Below are 19,294 nucleotides of genomic sequence, written 5' to 3' on the forward strand. Positions count from 1 at the left end.
CCGCCACCCGGTCGGCCCAGCCGCGCAGGCCGTTGGGGCGGGTCTGGTCCGGGTCGCCGACGCCTTCGGTGAAGGAGTCGCCGAGGGCGACGTAGCGATGGAAGGTCACCGGGGCATTGTCCAATCCGCACGCCACGGGTCTGCAGCGGCCCCGGGTCACTAGGCTGCATCCCGTGCTTCTCTCCGACCGCGACATCCTCGCCGAGATCGACGACGGGCGCATCGCCCTCGAGCCATGGGATCCAGCGATGCTGCAGCCCTCGAGCATCGACGTGCGACTCGACCGGTTCTTCCGGGTCTTCGAGAACCATCGCTACCCGCACATCGACCCGGCGGCCGACCAGTCGGACCTGACTCGCGAGGTCGAGCCCGAGGGCGAAGAGCCGTTCATCCTGCACCCCGGCGAGTTCGTGCTGGGTTCGACCTACGAGGTCGTGAGCCTGCCCGACGACGTTGCCGCCCGGGTGGAGGGAAAGTCGAGCCTGGGCCGCCTCGGGCTGTTGACCCACGCGACCGCCGGTTTCGTCGATCCGGGCTTCAGTGGGCACGTCACGCTCGAGCTGGCCAACGTCGCGACCCTGCCCATCAAGCTCTACCCCGGCATGAAGATCGGGCAGTTCTGCTTCTTCCGGTTGTCCTCACCGAGCGAGCACCCCTACGGCTCGGAGAAGTACGGCTCTCGCTATCAAGGACAGCGCGGCCCCACCCCGAGCCGGAGCTTCCAGAACTTCCACCGCACGGAGATCTAGCGACATCCGCACGCGGCTGGCACGCGATGGTGGCCGCGCTCGCCATCGGAGCCGTGGTCTTCCAGCTGGTGCTGGTGTGCCTGGGGGGAACCGTCCTGGACGAGACCAATCCCCCCGACCTCATGGAGCGAGTGGTGCGGTTCTTCGTGGCGTGGCTGGCCTACACGCTGGTCCGCGGCGCGATCACCGAGTTCTACCCCTATCCGTTCCTGGACGCTGACGTCGAGGGGTACGCCGCAGTGTCGGTCGTGTCCCTGGGCATTGCTGTGCTCTTCGTCGGGCTGGCAGCTCTGGCCTGGCGTGGTGACGCAGCCCTGGGGCGCAGGCGACACACGGTGTAGCGGGAGGTGGGTTAGGGTTGCCTAAGTAAGGTTTCCCTAACTTTGGAGTATCCATGTCCTCTCTCCTGCGCACCAGCGCCGCAGCAGCCCTCGCGCTCGCCGCCCTCACCGCCTGCAGTACCGGCTCGACGACGACCGCCGACGCCACCGTCCAACCGTCTGCGGCGACGTCGGCACAGGCCGACGCCTACCCCGCCACGATCGAGCACGCCTTCGGTGAGACCACCATCGCGGAGGAGCCCACCAGGATCGCGACGCTCGGTTGGACCGATCAGGACCACGCGCTCGCGCTCGGGGTGGTCCCGGTCGGTGCCACCAGGATCACCTGGGGTGGCAACGCGGGCGGCTCGACCGACTGGTTCGACGCGGCTGTCGCCGAGACGGACGCGGAGGCTCCGGTCCGGTATGACGACGCCGACGGCGCTCCGATCGACGAGATCGTCCAGCTCGAGCCCGACCTCATCCTGGCCACCAATTCGGGCATCACCGAGGCGGAGTACGCGAAGCTCACCAAGATCGCACCCGTGGTCGCCTACCCCGAGTTCCCGTGGACGACGCCGTGGCAGACCTCCCTCGACATGGTCGGCCAGGCGCTGGGTCGCAGCGACCTGGCAGCCGAGGTCACCGAGGAGACCGAGGCGCAGATCGCTGCGACCACCGCCGAGAACCCCGTGCTCGAGGGTGCCTCACTCATCTACGCCTACCTCACGCCGGCGGATCTCTCGACGGTCGGCATCTACGCGCCTGCCGACCCCCGAGTGTCCCTGCTCCGCGACTTCGGCATGGTCGATGCCCCGGCCGTCGAAGGTACGATCGAGGAAGGCGAGTTCTACGGCACCGTCTCGGCCGAGCAGTCGTCCGAGCTCGAGTCCGACGTCATCATCACGTGGGTCGAGAAGGCCTCCGACGTGGAGACCATCGAGGGCGACAAGCTCCTGGGTAAGATCCCGGCGATCGAGTCGGGCAACTTCTACGCCGAGCCGGACAAGTCGATCGCCATGGCATCGACCAACCCGACGCCGCTGTCCATCCCCTTCGTGATCGACAACGTCATCCCGAAGGTCGTCGAGGCAGTCGCAGCGTCGTGACCCACACCCCGCTCATCACCCGCGGGGCGGAGGCCAGCCATCAGACCCGATCTCCACGCCGGCTGGCCACGCCTGCCGTGACCGTCCTCCTCGTGGGCACGGTCGCGGCGGCGTGCCTGGTCTCGGTCGCAGTGGGCGCACGTGCGGTGCCGCTCGTGGCGATCTTGGACTCCTCTCATCCTCTCCACAACGTCTCGCGGGCCCGCATCGACCGGACGTTGCTCGGTCTTGCGGTGGGGGCGGCCCTGGCGCTCGCCGGGGCGGTTCTGCAAGGCCTCACCCGCAACCCCCTCGCCGATCCTGGCTTCCTCGGCATCAACGCAGGCGCGAGCTTCGCGATGGTCCTGGGCCTATCGGTGTTCGGCGTCTCCGAGCTCCGTGACTTCCTCTGGATCGCCTTCGTCGGGGCCGCGGTCGCCGCCGTGCTCGTGCATGTGATCGCCGCCCTCGGGCGTGACGGTGCAACGCCCGGCAAGCTCGCCATCGCCGGGGCCGCGGTGACCGCCGCGGCCTCCGGCTGGACCACCGGCGTACTGCTGGTCGACAGCAAGACGATGGAGACCTTCCGCTACTGGCAGGTCGGCACCATCGGCGGGCGGGACCTCGACGTCCTGCTCACGGGGGCTCCGTTCCTGGTCGTCGGCGCACTCATGGCAATCACCGGGTCCGGCCTGCTCAATACCTTGGCGCTGGGGGACGACCTCGCGCGCGGGCTCGGACGGCGTACGGCCGTAGACCGGGTCGTCCTCGGCGTTGCCGTGGTGCTGCTCGCGGGCACGGCCACCGCGCTGGCCGGACCCATCGCCTTCGTCGGCCTCGTCGTGCCGCACGCCGTACGCGGACTCGTCGGTAGTGACTACTCCCGGGTGCTACCCCATTGCGCGCTGGGTGGCGCGGTGCTGGTGCTGATCGCCGACACCCTCGGTCGGGTGGTCATGCCGCCAGCCGAGGTGCAGGTCGGCGTGATGGCGGCCGTCCTCGGTGCACCCGTGTTCCTCGTCCTGGTCCGACGCGGCCGCGCAGGGGGCGGGGCGCTGTGACGGCGACGCTGAGGCCCGCCCCGGTCGCTGTCACTGCGACGGCCGAGGCGCTGGACCTGGTCCGTTCCGCCCGCCGCGGGCCGCGTCGTCGTCACCTGCTGGTGGTCGGCGGGCTCGCGGTGCTCCTGTTCCTGGCCTTCTCCGCTCGCGTGCTGCTCGGCGACTACACGATCACCGTCCCGGACTTCTTCCGCATCCTGGCCGGCGCCGACATTCCCGGGGCTGGCTACATCCTGATGGAGAGCAAGCTGCCGCGCGCCGTCCTCGCGCTGCTGGCTGGGCTCGCGTTGGGTGTTGCCGGCGCGTTGTTCCAGACGACGCTGCGCAACCCGCTCGCCAGCCCCGACATCATCGGCGTCAACCTCGGCGCCAGTGCCCTGGCGGTCGTCGCGATCGCGCTCTGGGGCTGGCACGGCTTGTCGGTCTCGGCGGCGGCCATCGTCGGCGCCGTGGGTGTCGCCCTCGTCGTACGCCTCGTCGCAGGCACCCACGGCGGCCACCGACTCATCCTGGTCGGCATCGGTGCGGCGGCCGCGACACAGTCGGTCATCCAGTACGTCTTCACCCGCGTCGACGAGTACGACGCCCAACTGGTGCTCCGCTGGCTCACGGGCAGCGTCAACGGCGTCGACTGGTCGACGATCCGGCTGCTGGCCGTCGCACTGGCCCTCATGCTGCCCGTGACGTGGTGGTTTGCACGTTCGCTGCGGATCAGCGAGCTCGGGGACGATGCCGCTGCCGGGCTGGGCGTCTCTAGCGCACGCGGGCAGCTGTTGCTCCTGGCCGGTGTGCTGCTCTGCGCGGTGTCCGTCGCTGCAGCAGGTCCGATTGCCTTCGTGTCGTTCCTCGCGGGTCCGATCGCCCGCGGGCTCAACGCGGGGCGGACGACGCTCCTCGGGTCCGCGCTCGCCGGAGCCGTCACCGTCGTGTCGGCCGACTACGTCGGCGACTACCTCATCCCCGACACCAACCTGCCGGTCGGCGTCGTCACCGGCGCCGTCGGTGCACCGTTCCTGCTCTGGCTGCTTGCTCGCGGCCGCACCGGAAGGAGGGCGGCATGATCGCCACCCCGACCTCACGCCTGTCCGCGTCGCACCTCACGCTGGGCTACAGAGACACGGCCATCGTCAGCGACCTCGACCTCCAGGTCCCCGATGGGAAGGTCACTGTCATCGTCGGCGCCAACGCCTGCGGCAAGTCGACCCTGCTGCGTGGCCTCGCGCGACTGCTGAGGCCGCAGTCGGGCGCGGTCCTGCTCGACGGCGACGTGATTCACCGGCTGCCCACCAAGCAGGTCGCACGCACCCTCGGGCTGCTGCCGCAGAACCCGATCGCGCCCGAGGGTGTCACGGTCGTCGACCTTGTCGGACGCGGACGGCACCCGCACCACGGCGCCTTCCGGCGGTGGACGAGCGCCGACGACCAGGCCGTGATGGAGGCGCTCGCACTGACCGACACCCTCGCGCTGGCCGACCGGGTGGTCGACGAGCTCTCGGGCGGCCAACGCCAGCGGGTGTGGATCGCCATGGCGCTGGCCCAGGGCACCGACCTGCTGCTGCTCGACGAGCCGACGACCTACCTCGACGTCGCACACCAGGTCGAGATGCTCGATCTGCTCGCCGACCTCAACGCTCGGCGCGCCACCACCATTGTCATGGTCCTGCACGACCTCAACCTCTCGGCCCGGTACGCCGACCACCTCGTCGCCCTGAGGGCGGGCCGCATCGTCGCGGAGGGGCCGCCTCGCGAGGTCGTGACCGAGGACGTGGTCCGCTCCGTCTTCGGTCTCGACAACCGCGTCATCGACGACCCCGTCTCGCACACCCCCCTCGTGGTGCCCGTCTCGCGGTATCGCGCCGGTCCGGTAGAGGAAGCCTCATGACCACCACAACAGATGTCCTGCCGATGCTGATCACGGACGTCGAGGTGGTCTCGGTCGAGCGGCTGAGCCCGAGCTTCGTCCGAGTCGTGCTGGGGGCCGCCGCACTGGCCGACTTCGGTGTCGACGGGCCCCGCTACGACCAGCGCATGAAGCTGGTCTTTCCCGACCCCCGCACCGGCTGCCTGTCGTCGGCAGGCGAGGCCGGGGGGTCGTGGACGACGACCTGGCTCGAACGGCCGGCGGAGGAACGTGGACACATGCGGACGTACACGATCCGGGACGTGCGTGGCTCAGGTGCCGACACCACGATCGTGGTGGACATCGTGCTTCACCTCGAAGGTGACCAGGTCGGCCCCGGCTCGACCTGGGCGGCGGTGGCCGCCCCGGGAGATCGACTGGTGCTGGTAGCGCCTCGGCGCGGCTTCGAGTTCGGCGGCATCGAGTTCGCCCCGTCGGTGGGCGCCGAGCTGCTGATGGTGGCCGACGAGACGGCCGTCCCTGCCGTGTGCGCCGTGCTCGAGCAGCTGTCCCCGACAGTGACTGGTGCCGCCTTCATCGAGGTGCCCACCGCCGGTGACGTCCTCGACGTCCGGGGCCCGGTGGGAGTCAGCGTCACCTGGTTGGTCCGAGGGCAAGCCCCGCTCGGACAACGGTTGCACGACGCTGTGGTGGGCCACCTCGGGATCGGTCCCGCCGACGTGGATGTTGCCGCCGACGACGTGGACCCCGACCTGTGGGAGACGCCGACCTTCTCCTCCTCCGGCGAGGAGATCCCCGCCACCCGGGCCGTGGGCCACGAGCTCGACGGCCTCTATGCCTGGATCGCGGGGGAGTCCACGGTGGTCACCGGGCTCCGGCGCCACCTCGTCAACGAGCTGCAGGTCGATCGCAGCCAGGTCGCCTTCATGGGTTACTGGCGCCGCGGTGTGGCGATGCGGTCCTGATCACCTGATCAGGTCGTACGCCGCCCGAAGCTGCGGCTGCGTCGGATGTTCGTGGCGTCGTTGCGACGCTCGGTCTGGTGGTGTCGGGCGATGAGCTCGAGGTCGTTGAGGGGATACATGGTGGTGCTCCTTCGGTCTGGTGTGGGTCAGCGCTGCATGAGGGTGATGTCGCCACTTGCGGTCGTGGCGCGGATCTCTAGGTGGTCCTGCCCGTCGGTCGGGGGGCCGACCGGCGTGAGGTCGGACTGGACGCGTCCCGACATGGTGGTGATGTCGGTCCACACCGGTGTGCCGGCCGGGATGCCGATGCGCACGTCGCCGCTGGCCGCCTTCAGGACGTAGTGGCCCTTGTGTGCCTCGCCGACGTCCAGGTCGCCGGAGCCGGTGGAGAGCGCGAGGTCGTCGGCTGCCTGTCCGACCTGGACGTCGCCGGACCCGGTCTTGACGGCCAGTCGGCCAGCCACGGACTCGATCCGGACGTCGCCCGAGCCGGTGGAGACGGTAAGGCCGGCGCACCGACGGATGCTGACGTCGCCGGACCCGCTCTTGATGCGGGCGTCTCCGCGCAGCTCGACCACCCTGATCTCGCCCGAACCGCTCTGCAGCTCGCTCGTGCCGTCGACGAGCTCGACGCTGAGGTAGCCCGAGCCGGAGTTGACCCACAGGCCACCAACGGCGCCCAGGACCTCGGTGTCGGCGCTGCCGGCCTTGACGGTGAGGGCGCTGTGGGCCGGCATCACGACCGAGATCTCCGCGCGCTGGCCGGCGCCCACGATGAATCCCATCCCCGATCGGGGGGCAACGACCTGGATCCTGTCCTCGCGCTGCTCGATGACGACCTCTTCGGCGTGCTTCCCGGTGACGGTCACCTCGGTGCGGGTCACGTCGGCGGCGGTGATGGTGACGCGGCCTGAGTGGCATTCGACGTACAACTCGATGGGCTGGGGGGTCTCGAAGCTTCGTTCCATGGGGGTCTCCAGGGTGTGTTCGTCCTACCGGCCAGCCTGAGTGCTGGTCGGTTCACGTGCTTGACGGTGGTTGCGGGCTACTGCCAGCCGGTCATCCGGCGGGAACCGCGCGGTCCTGCCGGACGGTTCGGTCCGGGCTGAGAGAAGAACGGCAGGCTCGAGAGATCGATGTCCACGTTGACCGCGTGGTCGCTGGTGGCGCCCCGCACGACGTTGACGAGCCAGGTGTTGAGGCTGTGCCCGGCCGCGGCGGCCTTCTCCTCGGCCCGCGCCTTGACCGACTCGGGGATGCGGAGCGTGATCCTGGCCAGTCCTTCGTCGTCCTCGGGCGGCGCGGGCGGAGCCGGAGGCGGCGGAGGAGCAGGCGCGACATGGGCGGGCGCCAGGTCGACGACGAAGTCGAGGTCGCGTCCGTTGAGGCGGACGTCCACACCGCCGTCGGGGAGCTCGGCAGTGATCTCGGCTGCCGCTTGGGAGATGGCCTCCATCAGCACGAGGCGCGTGCTGGGGTCGAGCGCGTAGGTCAGTCGTTCCGCGGCCGCACGAACCTCATCCCCGCCCGCGTCCGCGGCGGCCAGGAGGTCTCGTCGGAGAGATTCGACGTAGGGGGTGATGTCCATGCGCCACCATGACACCACCGTGGTGTCATGTCAACACCATATGGCGTCAGAGTGGTGTCGCGCGACGTCAGGGGGCGTGTAGGGCCTGGTCAGAGGTCGAAGAGAGAGCTTGAGCCGCTGATGTCCACATCAGTCTTCGGTGTGTGTACGTCGCCGCGCGGTCCCTGATCCGTCGTGGTCGGGGCCGGCGTCGGCTCGACCGTCTCGGCCTCGGCGTCCGCCGCTTCCTCGATCTCTGGGGTCTCAGGTTCCGCGGGCTCGGGCTCGGGCTGCGCGGACTCGGGCCCCGTGGGCTCGGGCTCGGGCTCCGCGGCCTCGGCCGCTTCGTCCTCCTCCGGTGCGAACGTGGCCGCCTGGCTGAGCGCCGCACCGCCCGAGAGGGCCGAGGCCTCGTCGGCTGGCGTGTCGTCGGCTGGCGGCTCGTCCTCCGACGCGGTCGGCTGGTCGGCCGCTTCCGTCTCGGGGGGAGCAGCAGGCGTAGCTGCCTGGGGCGCCGGCGCGGACGGCGCGGGAGCCTCGATGTCGAAGAGTGAGCCACCCTCAGGGATCGAGGTCGCCGGGGTGCTGACGGGGCTGGACGCTGTCGGTGCAGGCGCCGGGGTCGCCGGCTGTTCCGGTACGTCCTGGTCCGCCTGGGCCTGCGCGGGTTCGGCCGGCGCGGATTCGGCCGGCGGTGCAGAAGCGACGACGGGCTGAGGTGCCTCGAGGTCGAAGAGCGACCCGCCTTCCGGGATCGAGGTCGCCGGGGTGCTGACGGCGCCGGACGGGGTCGTCGCGGGGGCGGGGGCGGCCTTCGCCTGCGGCTCGGCCTCGACCTCCGGCTCGGCCTCCGGCTCGGCCTCGACGTCCGGCGCGGGCTGCGGCTCGGCCTCCTGCGTGGCCTCCAGCTTGACGTCGGCCTGAGGTGCCGGCTGGCTGGGAGCGGGATCGGGGGCCGCGATGTCGAACAGCGACCCCGTCGAACCGGCCGGCGCTCCGGCTGCCGCGGCGGGCTTCGCCCCGGCTGCGCGCTTCGCGTCGGCGTCGCGCTTCGCATCGGCTCCGGGCGACGCGCCAGTGGCCTCGGCGGCCGGCGTCGACGCGGGTTCGGGCTCGGCGAGGTCGAACAGGGAGCCGCTCGACCCGAGGTCGGGGGCGGGCTGTGCAGGGGTCGAGTCAGCGGCCACGGACTCTGCGGTCTCGGCGTCCGCTGGCTCGGTCTCGGCTGGCTCGGTCTCGGCCGGGGCTGGGGTGTCGAAGAGCGAGGCACCACCGGAGGCCTTGGCGGCGCCTGGGGCCGTTGGCGGGGCCGGCTCGGACGCCGGGGTGTCGAACAGCGAGGTGCCGCCAGAGGCCTTGGCCAACGGTCCCGCGTCCGCGGTCTCGGTGACGGTGTCCTCGGTGACGGTGACGTCGCCGGCCTCGGGCTCGGCCTTCGTGGCGACATCGGTGGAAGCAGCGGCGGCCTTCGGCGTACCAGCCGCAGCCATGGCAGGTGTCTTGGTGGCCGACTCGCCCTTGACCGAGGCTAGCAGCATCTGCGCGACGTCGAGAACCTCGACCTCCTCGCGGGCGTTGCCAGCAGCCTGCTCGGCGGTCAGCCCGTCGGAGAGCATCACGCGGCAGAAGGGACAGCCGACCGCGATCTGGTCGGCGCCGGTGCCGACGGCCTCCTTGGTGCGGTTGAGGTTGATGCGCTCACCGATGTTCTCCTCCATCCACATGCGCGCGCCACCGGCACCGCAGCAGAAGGACTTCTCGGAGTTGCGCTCCATCTCCTTGAACTCTGCGCCCGGCAGGATCTCGAGCAGCTCGCGCGGCGGCGTGTAGACGTCGTTGTGGCGACCGAGGTAGCACGGGTCGTGGTAGGTGATCGAACGCTTCGCAGCCCCGGCACCGTCCTTGACCGGGGTGAGCTTGCCCTCACGCACCAGTCGGTTGAGCAGCTGCGTGTGGTGCACGACCTCGAGCTCGATGCCGAAGTCCTTGTACTCGTTCTTCAGCGTGTTGAAGCAGTGGGCGCAGGTCGAGACGACCTTCTTGACCTTGAACTCCTTGAACGTCTCGACGTTCTGCACTGCGAGGCCCTGGAAGACGAACTCGTTGCCGGCTCGGCGGGCGGGGTCGCCCGTGCAGGTCTCGCCATTGCCGAGTACGCCGAAGGACACCCCGGCCATGTTGAGCAGCTCGGCGACGGCGCGGGTCGTCTTCTTGGCGCGGTCCTCGTAGGCACCCGCGCACCCGACCCAGAACAGCCAGTCGACCGACTCGAGGGACTCGAGGTTCTCGCCGACCACCGGGACGTCGAACTCGAGCCCCTTGGCCCAGTCCATGCGGGCGGTGGACGACATGTTCCACGGGTTGCCCTTGTTCTCCAGCCCCTTGAAGAGACCGTTGAGCTCGGCGGGGAAGTTGGACTCCACCAGCACCTGGTAGCGACGCATGTCCATGATGTGGTCGACGTGCTCGATGTCGACGGGGCACTGCTGGACGCAGGCGCCGCACGACGTGCAGTTCCACAGGACGTCCTCGTCGATGACGAACGGGGCGTCGACGGGGTTGTAGAAGTAGTCGAGCACGTCGGTGCCGGAGCCTGCACTCTCGCCCTTCGAGCCGCTCCCCACCAGCGCGCGCTCCGAGTGCGACTCGACGTCTTCCGCCTTGGCGTAGGCGTGGTCTCGCAGCCCCATGATCAGCAGCTTCGGTGAGAGCGGCTTCTCGGTGTTCCACGCAGGGCACTGCGACTGGCAGCGCCCGCACTCGGTGCAGGTGGTGAAGTCGAGCAGGCCCTTCCAGGAGAAGTCCTCGATCGAGCCCACGCCGAGGACCGAGTCCTCGTCCAGGTCGTCGATGTCCTCGAGGGTGACGGCCTTGCCGGCCGAGGTCAGCGGCTTCATCGCACCCAGCGCGGTGCTGCCGTCGGACTCGCGCTTGAACCAGATGTTGGGCCAGGCGGTGAACCGGTGCCAGGCGATACCCATGGTGATGTTGCGGGCGATCACCATCAGCCAGATCATCGCCAGTGCGATCTTGAAGGTCGCGATGGCGTAGATGATGTTGTGCAGCCCGCCGACCGAGGTGACGCCGGAGTAGAGCGCGTCGCCGATCCACGAGGAGAACGGGTAGTGGGCCCGGCCCGCGTCGGCGTCGAGCCTCCACTCCGCGGCCCGGACGAACAGGATCGCCGCGCCCTCGAGCAGCGCCAGTGCCTCGACGAAATAGGCCTGCCAGAACGTCGAGCCGAAGAACCGGCTGCCGCGTCCCTGGCTCCTCGGGTGGTGCTTCTGCCGGTAGATGATCAGGAAGACGATGCCGACCGTGCTGAGCGCCCCGATGATCTCCATGAACCACTCGAACGGATACCAGTGGCCGATGACGGGGTAGGCGAAGTCGGGCTTGAACAGCTGGACGTAGGCGGCCAGGACGGCGGTGCTGAGGAACAGGAATGCCATGTAGACGAACCAGTGCATGATGCCGACCCAGTGCCACTGGAGCATCCGGGTGTGGAGGAACGTCTCCTTGAACATCGTCACGGTCCGGCCGAGCGGGTTGCCGGTGCGGTCCAGCGCCGGCTGCCCGCGGCGGATGACACCGACCATGCGGCGTACGGCAGGCACCAGCAGTGCCAGCGCGGCGATGGTCAGGGCGAACGAGACGACGATGGCGACGGTCTGCATGGGATGCAGGCTCCTCTTCTCACGGGGGGACGCCCGGGCCGGGGTGTCTGCGCGGAGCCTATTGCCGAGACAAAGTCCGACGCAGGGCCCAGCGCGGGTGCGAGACCATCCTACCGTTCGGTAACTTTCCCGGTGGCACTGATCCGTACGCGGACCTTCCCGCCCTTCACGCAGTAGGTGTAGGTGCTCCCCAGTCGCTCGTAGGGCTGGCCGACCCGGAACAGCAGCTTCTTCGTCGACATACCCACCCGGACCCGCCGGTTGAAGGCGCTCCTCGACCTGCGGAGGTCGGGGTTGCGGCAGGAGTCCGGCTGCACGCCCTGGGCCCGCTCCCACGTCTGGAGGTAGGCCTCGGCGCCCCGCATCATGTCGTCCTCGAGGGCGGCCCCATCGGCGCCCGCGACCAGGGAGATGTCCTGGATCCAGTCCGGATAGAGGCCGTACTGCGCGACCCCGTCCACGTTGAGGTCGTAGACGCGCTGGCCGGCGTGCTGCTGCCCGATCGTCACGCCGTTGAAGCCCCGGAAGGGATAGGTGACGGGGTTGGGCACAGCCGCGCCGCGCGGACTGCCTTGGGCTCCGAGGCCGTTGATGTCGGCGCCGTAACCGAAGCCGAAGTAGAAGCGCTTGTCGGCCCAGCCGAGGTGGCGGCGCCACTTCTGCACGAAGCCGGTGGAGTCCCCGGCGTACGGCGCGACGTAGCCGCCGAGGCGGTAGATCCGCGGATAGGCATCGGGCGTCGACCAGGAGTGGCTGGAGATCGCGCCGGAGTAGGCACGAGCCTCGAGCTGGTCGAGGAGGCTGTTGCGGGCCTTGACGCTCATGTGGTCAGGGTCGATCAGCATGTGCTTGTCGGCGAGGCGGTCGACGAGGTGCGCGCCGAGGTCGGTCAGGCCGCGGGAGTTGCAGTGCATGGGTGTGCCGTACAGCGGGAGCGCTCCGAGGTTGAGGAGCCCCCCGACCTGGCCCACGGCCGCGAAGAGGGCGTCCTGCTGGCCCGCACTGATGTCGGGGACGGCCAGCTGCGTCTTGTCCGCACTCTCGCCGTCGGCGGGCTCGCAGTGCTGCATGTCCCAGTAGGAGCCGGTCTCGAGGAAGTTGGCTGCGTTGACCACGACACCGGTCTCGCCGGAGTCTCCGGCGATCCCGGACAGCGCGTTGTCGAACTTGTTGACCAGCTCCATCTGACGCACGCCCAGCGCATGCATCTCGTCGAGCTCGCGGTCGATGTCCGCGGCGTTGCACTGGGGGGCGTCCCCGGTGGGCAGCTTCTCGTAGGTGCAGCCGAACGGCACGCTCGTCTCGATGCCCATGATCACCGCCAGCTTCCCGGCGTTGATCACCTTGCGCGCCTGCCAGGGCGACCGGACGATGCGGTACCAGCCGAGGCCGGGGCCGCCGGCCTGGGCGTCGATGTAGTCCTGGAGCTCGTACATCCGCTGCGCCTGCAGCCGCACCGAGTCCATGTCGTCGCAGGAGTTCTTCTTCAGCGGATAGAGCTCGCACAGCTTGTTGTTCTCGACGAGCAGGTTGACGAAGATCCGCTGACCACCGCGCCAGGACCGCTCGAGCCACTTGTAGTAGGTGCCCTCGTGGGTCAACGACTCCGGTGCCGGCCAGTCCTCGAAGGTCGGCCAGCCCACCGGGTCGTGGCCGGGCTTGCCGCCCAGTGCCGTCTCGAGCGCCGCGCCGTAGCCGTTGGTCGCCGAGTGGTCGGGGCAGTCGACCAGCGCGTAGGCCGGGCCGTACTTGTCCCACGGCTTGCCGCAGTGCACGGTCCCGCCGAGGAACTCGAAGGCCATCGCGTGGGTGTGCGCGTCGACGTACCCCCTGACCTCTTGGTATGGCGCAACGCCCGCGTGCGGCCTGCCGCTGACGTTGACCTGGGCCTCCTCGAAGGCCGGGCAGCGGCGTGCGGCACGGACCCGGAAGGCGTCACTGCCCGCCAGGCGGAGCATGGTGCCCTGCGAGGTGAAGGACATGCCGCCGCGGGTGAGTCGGGCGCTCCACTCCGTGGACGGTGCCGGCTGCCTCGACCGGGTGCCGTCGGCCGCGAGGAGTCTCCGGTCGCGGTCGATGATGAGGTAGGTGCCGAGCGTCGTGGCCCGGAACCGGAAGGCCTCGTCCGGCGGCCCGAGGGTGTAGCAACCACCTGCGAGCGCGTAGCGCGTCGCCGGGGCCTGGGTGCGCTTCGGTGTCACCATGACTGTCGTCAGACGCGGGTCGCGCAGCCGGCGCTGGGTGGCCACGTACGCGGTGGCGTCCCGGGTCTGCCGGGCGGTCGTCGGATCGGCCGTCGCGGCCGACACGTCGCCGCCCCGCGAGAGGGCGTTCTTGGTGGCCGGGTCGTGGGTGTGGTCGTGACCGTCCAGGAGAAGAACCTGCTCCGTCGCGGCCTCGTAGTTCGCACGCAGCGCACCTGTGCGGGGTGCACCGGTGTCGCCGGGGAGGGCCACGGCGGCACTGATGAGGGCGACGGCGAGCGCCACACTTCCGAACAGGTGGGTGCTGCATGGCCTACTTCCGCGCATCGGGACTACTCAGCATGGTCCAAAGGAACCACAAATGACGCCCGATCGGGCAGGAAAAATGAACAATTTTCGTCATTCTCCACAGTTCATCCACGGATCATGGCTTTGACGTGTAGAGGGCGTTCGATGGGGCAACGCATGTTCATGACGTCCTTCGGGGGACGCTCCATCCACACGACAAAAAGGGACTCCTCAGCATGTCTTCACCAGCTCGACAAACGCACCCATTCATCGCGCGGCTCATGGCCGTAGCACTCGTGGCCGCAGGCGCTCCGGTCCTGCTCGCAGCGGGTATGACCCCGGCGTCAGCCGACGCCGCCCCCGGGTCCACCCCGGACAACCCGATCCAGGTCGCGAGCCCGAGCGCCGTGCCTGCCGGATCGACGCAGACGGGCTCCACCACGACCGGCTGTGCCACCACGACGACGTGGACGCACACCGTGCCCGCCGTGGCCGAGACCTTCCACCCCGAGTACCGCTACAAGCGGGACTTCGCGGCGACGTACAGGACCGAGACCCGCTCCGCCACCAAGCAGTACACCCCCGGCCGGGACGCGGTCGCTCCCGCCAAGGAGTACGAGTACCGCCTGTACGAGAAGAAGCAGAAGGCCCGCTGGGACGGCGCCAACAGCACCACCTACTCAGGTGTGATCAGCTGGGGCTACTCGGGTTCCTACGACTGGACCGGCCAGAGCACCTACGCCTGGGGCACCACTGCTCCGGCCGGCACCGGCCCGGCGCGTGGCGAGTCCATCCACAATCACAACGGCACCTGGTACTTCACGTACTGGACCGAGTACCGCGCCACGGGCAACTCCCGCGACAAGGCCGGCACCGGCTCGCCCGCGACCAATGGCTCCTGGTCCTCGTGGAGTCCGCAGCTCAACTTCAGCGACGGCTGGACCGGCGCCGAGCCCGCGACACCGCCGGTGAAGTCCGGATCGGGTACCTACCCCGCCCTGACGTGGAACCAGAGCCGGACCGTCGTGGACCGAGCCGCCTACACGGAGTACTACGTCGCTGGGGGCGCCCCGTCGCGTGACGCCGCGGCTGCCTCGTGGATCGCTGAGCCCAGCCTCGCCGGCTGGACCCGCTTCCAGGAGCGCTCCGTCAGCAACAACGACGCCAAGCCCGCCGTCGTGACGTACTACGCCTACAACGACAACAAGGTCTGCGAGACCGTCGCACCCGCCCCGACCCCAGATGTCGAGGTGCTGGGTGAAGAGGCCGGCCGCGTCACCGGCAAGATCTACACCAGCTGCCAGCGGACCGTACGGGTGACCATGAAGAACGCCTCGTCGCGAGCAGTGGTCTACAAGGTCAAGGTGGGCAACAAGGTCACGACCAAGAAGGTCAAGGCCGAGAGCACGGTGACCTTCACCACGACGGGTCAGCACCGTGACATGGCCAAGCTGATGCTCGGCTCCACGGTGCTCGCGAAGAAGCGCGTGCCCGAGGCCTGCCCGGCTCCCGAGGTGTTGCCCGAGACGGGCAAGCGTCACCAGTAGCGTCCTCGCCTGCCGCGAGGACCAGAGAAGGGACGGACGATGAAGCGAGTGGCCATGCTGCTCACCGTCCTGCTCAGCCTGGGTGGTGTCGGCGCCGCCGGCACCACCCAGGTCTGGGGTAGCACCACCAGCACCACGCATGACGCAAGCGTCCGCGCGGTCAGGTTCCCTCCCCTCACGCTGCCCCAGCTGGGGATCCGCAGGGCCCCTGTCACGCCCGTGGGGATCAACCGCCGCGGTCAGCTGGCCGTGGGCGGGAGCGTGCGGGCCCTCTACACCTGGAAGGACGGCGTGCGTCCGGGTCAGCCGGGCAGCGCCGTCATCGCCGGCCACACGTGGTCCCGGGGTGCGGGCGTGTTCGACCGCCTCGGCTCCTTGCGGGCCGGGGACCGGTTCTCGGTCGGCCGCGCGGACTTCGAGGTCACTCGCGTACGACGCGTGGGGGGGCTCTCACCGCAGGAGGTGCGAGGGTTGTTCTCCGACCGCGGCCGCGCCCGCGTCGTGCTGATCACCTGTGGCGACCGCTCGGTGACCACCGGGGTCTATGCCACCAGGATCCTGGTCTTCGCCGACAAGGTGTGATCCGGGCCGCGACGTTACTCAACTGTGCATCGTGGGTGGTTGGCACGTGCACGACGCCGGTCCATGATGGCTGTTGTCGGATGTGCCTTACGGTGCAGATGGATGTTGCCTGGATCCGGGGGGGTCCGCGTACGATTCGCGAGAGCGTGTCGCTGTCAATGGCGTATCGATCGATCATTGCGATCACCCGACGAATGCGGCCGGCCTGTTCCTCTTCGGAGTGAACGGTCGGCCGCTCTGTTTGTGCCCGCAGCGCGCTCGATCCTCACGCCCCGCCCAGTCGACGAGACAGCATGGCGGCCGTGGTGCGTACGGCGCTGGCCGCATCGTCCTGAGGGGTCGTCTGCTCGGCGGGGTCCTGCGGGAAGGTGACCGCGACCCCGGCGACAGGGTGCCCGTTGTGGTCGAGCACGGGGGCCGCGACGCTGGCCATCCCGGCGGAGACCTCCCCGTCCTCGACGGCATGGCCTCGCTGGCGTGCCTCGATGAGCACCGTGCGGAGCTGGCTCAACGACGCGGGTCCGCTGCCGCGCCGGTCCACGAACGCGGTCCTGTCCGGGTAGAGCGCTCGGACCTGTTCGCTGGGCAGGGCCATCAGGATCGCGCGACCGCTGGCGGTCAGGTGTGCCGGCAACCGGACCCCCACGTCGGTGACGAGAGGCGGCCGGCCCGGCGCGCGCTCCTCCAGCACGTAGAGCACGTCGCGCCCGTGCAGGACGGCCAGGTGCCCGCCGTACCCGGTTCGGTCGACCAAGGACGCCAAGGGCCTGCGCGCAATGCGCTGGAGCGGTTCCTGGCGGGCGAATCCGCTGCCGACCTCGAACGCCGCGACACCGAGGCCGTAGCGGCGCTCGTCCTCGAGGTGGACGACGAAGCCCTCGGCGATCATGGCGTTGATCAGGTGGTAGGCGGTGCTGCGCGGCAGGTCGCAGGCCCGCGAGATCCGGTCGAGGGACGCCGGCTCGGGCTGGCTCGCCAGGAACCGCAGCACCCGCAGGGTGCGGGTGGCTGCGGGGACCTGGCTCATACCGCGTCATCCTGCCCGACGCGAGCCTGGCTCGTGCCGGCTCAGGCGCGGTGGGTGCCGCCGTCGGTGTTCGTGGTGCCGTCGGTGGTGGCCGCGTCGGTGCGCTGCCGGTCATCGCTGTCGAAGACCGTGTCCGGGTCGGAGGAGGCGCTCGTGCTGGTGCCCGTGCCCGTGCTCACGGCTCGACCGGTGCTGGGGTCGGCGTAGGTCGGATCGGTGGGGACGTTCGAGGGCCCCACCGGGTCAGTGGCCTGGGGTGCGTAGTCCTTCGCCTTGTGGTCGACGTCGGGGTCCAACCGGTCTGCAGCGCGGATCTGGTCCTCGTGCCGAGCCCGCTCCTGCTCCACCGCGGTGCGGGCCGCCTGGGCCTCGTGCTCTGCGCGCTCGGCCTCGAACCGCTTGCGTTCCGCCTCCACCGCCGTCTGCTCGGCCCGCGCGTGGGCGTCCGGCAGGGTCGCGGCGTTCCCGGCAGCCTCCTGTCGGAGCTCGTGGGCCTTGGACCGCTTGGCCTCCAGGCTTTTCTTGCGCATGGCCGCGACGATCAGGCCGATCAGCACCAGTGCAGCCAGGGCGATCACGACGATCCAGATGATCTGCTCGTTATCCATCTTGACTCCTTGATCTTCGCGCGGCTGCCTCCGAACGGCGCCGTGCCTTCTCAGCACGGTAGACACTTCGGCCGGTGGCTGCCACACATGTGGGGGTGGGGCGCGCCGGACGGGGACGTCTCGGATCCGAGACGAACTCCGCTCGCGCTGGGTGGTGCGGGGATGCGGGCGGGCGTTGTATGGACCGCATGGAACCCCACCGCGTCTCTGTCGGCAACGGCCCCGTCTCCTTCGCCGACGTCCTTGCTGTGACCCGGCACGGCGCTCCGGTCGTCCTCTCGGAGGAGGCTCTCGAGTCCATCGACCGGGCGCGCGCCGTGGTGGAGGACCTGGCGGCGGCAGCCACTCCGGTCTATGGCATCTCGACCGGCTTCGGCGCCCTGGCGACCCGTCACATCCCCAACGAGATGCGCGCCCAGCTGCAGAAGTCGCTGGTGCGTTCGCACGCTGCCGGCTCCGGTCCCGAGGTGGAGCGCGAGGTGGTCCGTGGACTGATGCTGCTGCGCCTGTCGACCCTGGCGACCGGTCGCACCGGGATCCGGCGAGAGACCGCCCAGCTGCTCGCTGACCTGCTCACCCACCAGATCACGCCGGTGGTGCACGAGTACGGCTCCCTGGGGTGTTCGGGCGACCTGGCTCCACTGGCACACTGCGCACTCGCGCTGATGGGGGAGGGCGAGGTCCGCGACGCGGCCGGCGACCTGATGCCGGCCGAGAAGGCGCTGGCCGCAGCCGGCCTCGAGCCCGTCGAGCTCGCTGCCAAGGAGGGCCTCGCGCTGATCAACGGCACCGACGGGATGCTGGGCATGCTGGTCCTGGCGATCGGCGACCTGAGGATGCTGCTACGGACCGCCGACATCGCCGCGGCCATGAGCGTCGAGGGGCAGCTCGGCACCGACCGCGTCTTCGCCCCCGAGCTCCAGGCACTCCGACCGCATCCCGGCCAAACACTCTCCGCGGCCAACCTCACGGCGCTGATGGCCGACTCCGCGATCGTGGCCTCGCACCGCACCGGCGACTGCAACCGGGTCCAGGACGCCTACTCACTGCGCTGCTCCCCCCAGGTCCACGGCGCCGCCCGCGACACGGTGGAGTACGCCGCAACGGTGGCCGAGCGCGAGCTGTGCTCGGCGGTCGACAACCCTGTCGTCGTGGACGGCCGGGTCGAGTCGAACGGCAACTTCCACGGCGCACCGGTGGCCTACGTGCTCGACTTCCTCGCCATCGTCGCAGCCGACGTCGCCTCGATCAGCGAGCGGCGTACGGACCGGTTCCTCGACAAGTCCCGCAACCACGGGCTCAACCCGTTCCTGGCGGCCGACCCCGGTGTCGATTCGGGCCTGATGATCGCGCAGTACACCCAGGCCGCGATCGTCTCGGAGCTCAAGCGGCTGGCCCACCCCGCCTCCGTCGACTCCATCCCGTCGAGCGCGATGCAGGAGGACCACGTCTCGATGGGCTGGTCTGCTGCCCGCAAGCTCCGCTCCTCGGTCGACGGTCTGACCCGCGTGGTCGCGATCGAGGTCATGACCGCGGCCCGCGCCCTGGACATGCGGGGGCTCCACCCCTCCCCGGCCACCGCCGCGGTCGTCCGCACGCTGCGAGAGGGAGGAGTCCAGGGCCCTGGGCCGGACCGCCACCTCTCGCCCGAGATCGAGGCAGCCGTCTCGCTCGTCGCCTCGGGCGCGGTCCTCGCGGCCGCCGAGTCCGTGATCGGGGAGCTCCGGTGACGCCCGCCGAGGCCCGGGCC

Annotated in this window: 16 protein-coding genes; 10 read left to right on the plus strand and 6 right to left on the minus strand. The window is 69.9% G+C overall.

From position 1 onward, the window contains the following. Positions 1 to 173 precede the first annotated feature (173 nt). Genes dcd through JWN68_RS08765 form a run of 7 tightly spaced genes read left to right on the plus strand, consistent with a single transcriptional unit; the run spans position 174 to position 6,044 of the window. On the plus strand, positions 174 to 749 hold the full coding sequence (gene dcd, locus JWN68_RS08735) for a dCTP deaminase (RefSeq protein WP_297737646.1): 576 nt from the start codon (positions 174 to 176) through the stop codon (positions 747 to 749). Between the two features lie 26 nt (positions 750 to 775). Next, positions 776 to 1,090 carry a Pr6Pr family membrane protein gene (locus tag JWN68_RS08740; RefSeq protein ID WP_297737649.1) on the plus strand — a complete coding sequence of 105 codons (315 nt, stop codon included), beginning with the start codon at positions 776 to 778 and terminating at the stop codon, positions 1,088 to 1,090. A 53-nt stretch (positions 1,091 to 1,143) separates the two neighbouring features. Next, on the plus strand, positions 1,144 to 2,178 hold the full coding sequence (locus tag JWN68_RS08745) for an iron-siderophore ABC transporter substrate-binding protein (RefSeq protein WP_297737652.1): 1,035 nt from the start codon (positions 1,144 to 1,146) through the stop codon (positions 2,176 to 2,178). Continuing rightward, positions 2,175 to 3,218 carry an iron chelate uptake ABC transporter family permease subunit gene (locus JWN68_RS08750; RefSeq protein WP_297737654.1) on the plus strand — a complete coding sequence of 348 codons (1,044 nt, stop codon included), beginning with the start codon at positions 2,175 to 2,177 and terminating at the stop codon, positions 3,216 to 3,218. The genes JWN68_RS08745 and JWN68_RS08750 overlap by 4 nt, the downstream gene beginning before the upstream one ends. Then, complete coding sequence (locus JWN68_RS08755; protein WP_297737657.1) at positions 3,215 to 4,279, plus strand: iron chelate uptake ABC transporter family permease subunit; 1,065 nt, start codon at positions 3,215 to 3,217, stop codon at positions 4,277 to 4,279. The genes JWN68_RS08750 and JWN68_RS08755 overlap by 4 nt, the downstream gene beginning before the upstream one ends. Continuing rightward, positions 4,276 to 5,100: an ABC transporter ATP-binding protein gene (locus JWN68_RS08760; protein ID WP_297737661.1), complete on the plus strand. Its 825-nt coding sequence runs from the start codon at positions 4,276 to 4,278 to the stop codon at positions 5,098 to 5,100. Before JWN68_RS08755 ends, JWN68_RS08760 begins: the two co-directional genes overlap by 4 nt. Next, a complete protein-coding gene (locus JWN68_RS08765) occupies positions 5,097 to 6,044 on the plus strand; it encodes a siderophore-interacting protein (protein WP_297737665.1) in 948 nt (315 codons plus the stop codon). Before JWN68_RS08760 ends, JWN68_RS08765 begins: the two co-directional genes overlap by 4 nt. 146 nt (positions 6,045 to 6,190) lie before the next feature. Here the strand turns inward: JWN68_RS08765 and JWN68_RS08770 are convergent, their stop codons facing one another. The 4 genes from JWN68_RS08770 to JWN68_RS08785 form a co-directional block, all read right to left on the minus strand. After that, positions 6,191 to 7,012, minus strand: a complete 822-nt coding sequence (locus JWN68_RS08770) for a DUF4097 family beta strand repeat-containing protein (protein ID WP_297737667.1) — start codon at positions 7,010 to 7,012, stop codon at positions 6,191 to 6,193. A gap of 77 nt (positions 7,013 to 7,089) precedes the next feature. Continuing rightward, positions 7,090 to 7,632 (minus strand): toxin-antitoxin system HicB family antitoxin, encoded by a 543-nt coding sequence (locus JWN68_RS08775; RefSeq protein ID WP_297737671.1) that lies wholly within the window; start codon positions 7,630 to 7,632, stop codon positions 7,090 to 7,092. A gap of 89 nt (positions 7,633 to 7,721) precedes the next feature. Further along, the gene (locus JWN68_RS08780; protein WP_297737674.1) at positions 7,722 to 11,288 is read right to left on the minus strand and encodes a heterodisulfide reductase-related iron-sulfur binding cluster; all 3,567 of its coding nucleotides are present in this window, start codon (positions 11,286 to 11,288) and stop codon (positions 7,722 to 7,724) included. Positions 11,289 to 11,398: 110 nt separating this feature from the next. Further along, a complete protein-coding gene (locus tag JWN68_RS08785; RefSeq protein ID WP_297737677.1) occupies positions 11,399 to 13,777 on the minus strand; it encodes a hypothetical protein in 2,379 nt (792 codons plus the stop codon). A 284-nt stretch (positions 13,778 to 14,061) separates the two neighbouring features. Here JWN68_RS08785 and JWN68_RS08790 point away from each other — a divergent pair, with 284 nt between their 5' ends. Both JWN68_RS08790 and JWN68_RS08795 read left to right on the plus strand, forming a co-directional pair. Next, positions 14,062 to 15,327, plus strand: coding sequence for a hypothetical protein (locus tag JWN68_RS08790; protein ID WP_297737679.1), 1,266 nt, complete (start codon positions 14,062 to 14,064; stop codon positions 15,325 to 15,327). Between the two features lie 39 nt (positions 15,328 to 15,366). Further along, positions 15,367 to 15,909, plus strand: coding sequence for a class F sortase (locus JWN68_RS08795; protein WP_297737684.1), 543 nt, complete (start codon positions 15,367 to 15,369; stop codon positions 15,907 to 15,909). Positions 15,910 to 16,174: 265 nt separating this feature from the next. Here the strand turns inward: JWN68_RS08795 and JWN68_RS08800 are convergent, their stop codons facing one another. Continuing rightward, positions 16,175 to 16,936, minus strand: coding sequence for an IclR family transcriptional regulator (locus JWN68_RS08800; protein WP_297737688.1), 762 nt, complete (start codon positions 16,934 to 16,936; stop codon positions 16,175 to 16,177). A 41-nt stretch (positions 16,937 to 16,977) separates the two neighbouring features. After that, on the minus strand, positions 16,978 to 17,544 hold the full coding sequence (locus tag JWN68_RS08805; RefSeq protein WP_297737692.1) for a hypothetical protein: 567 nt from the start codon (positions 17,542 to 17,544) through the stop codon (positions 16,978 to 16,980). Positions 17,545 to 17,732: 188 nt separating this feature from the next. Between JWN68_RS08805 and hutH the strand changes: the two genes are divergently transcribed. Then, a complete protein-coding gene (gene hutH / locus JWN68_RS08810) occupies positions 17,733 to 19,274 on the plus strand; it encodes a histidine ammonia-lyase (RefSeq protein WP_297737694.1) in 1,542 nt (513 codons plus the stop codon). Positions 19,275 to 19,294: the final 20 nt, after the last annotated feature.

This window comes from Nocardioides sp., from assembly GCF_025964975.1.
Taxonomy (GTDB): domain Bacteria; phylum Actinomycetota; class Actinomycetes; order Propionibacteriales; family Nocardioidaceae; genus Nocardioides.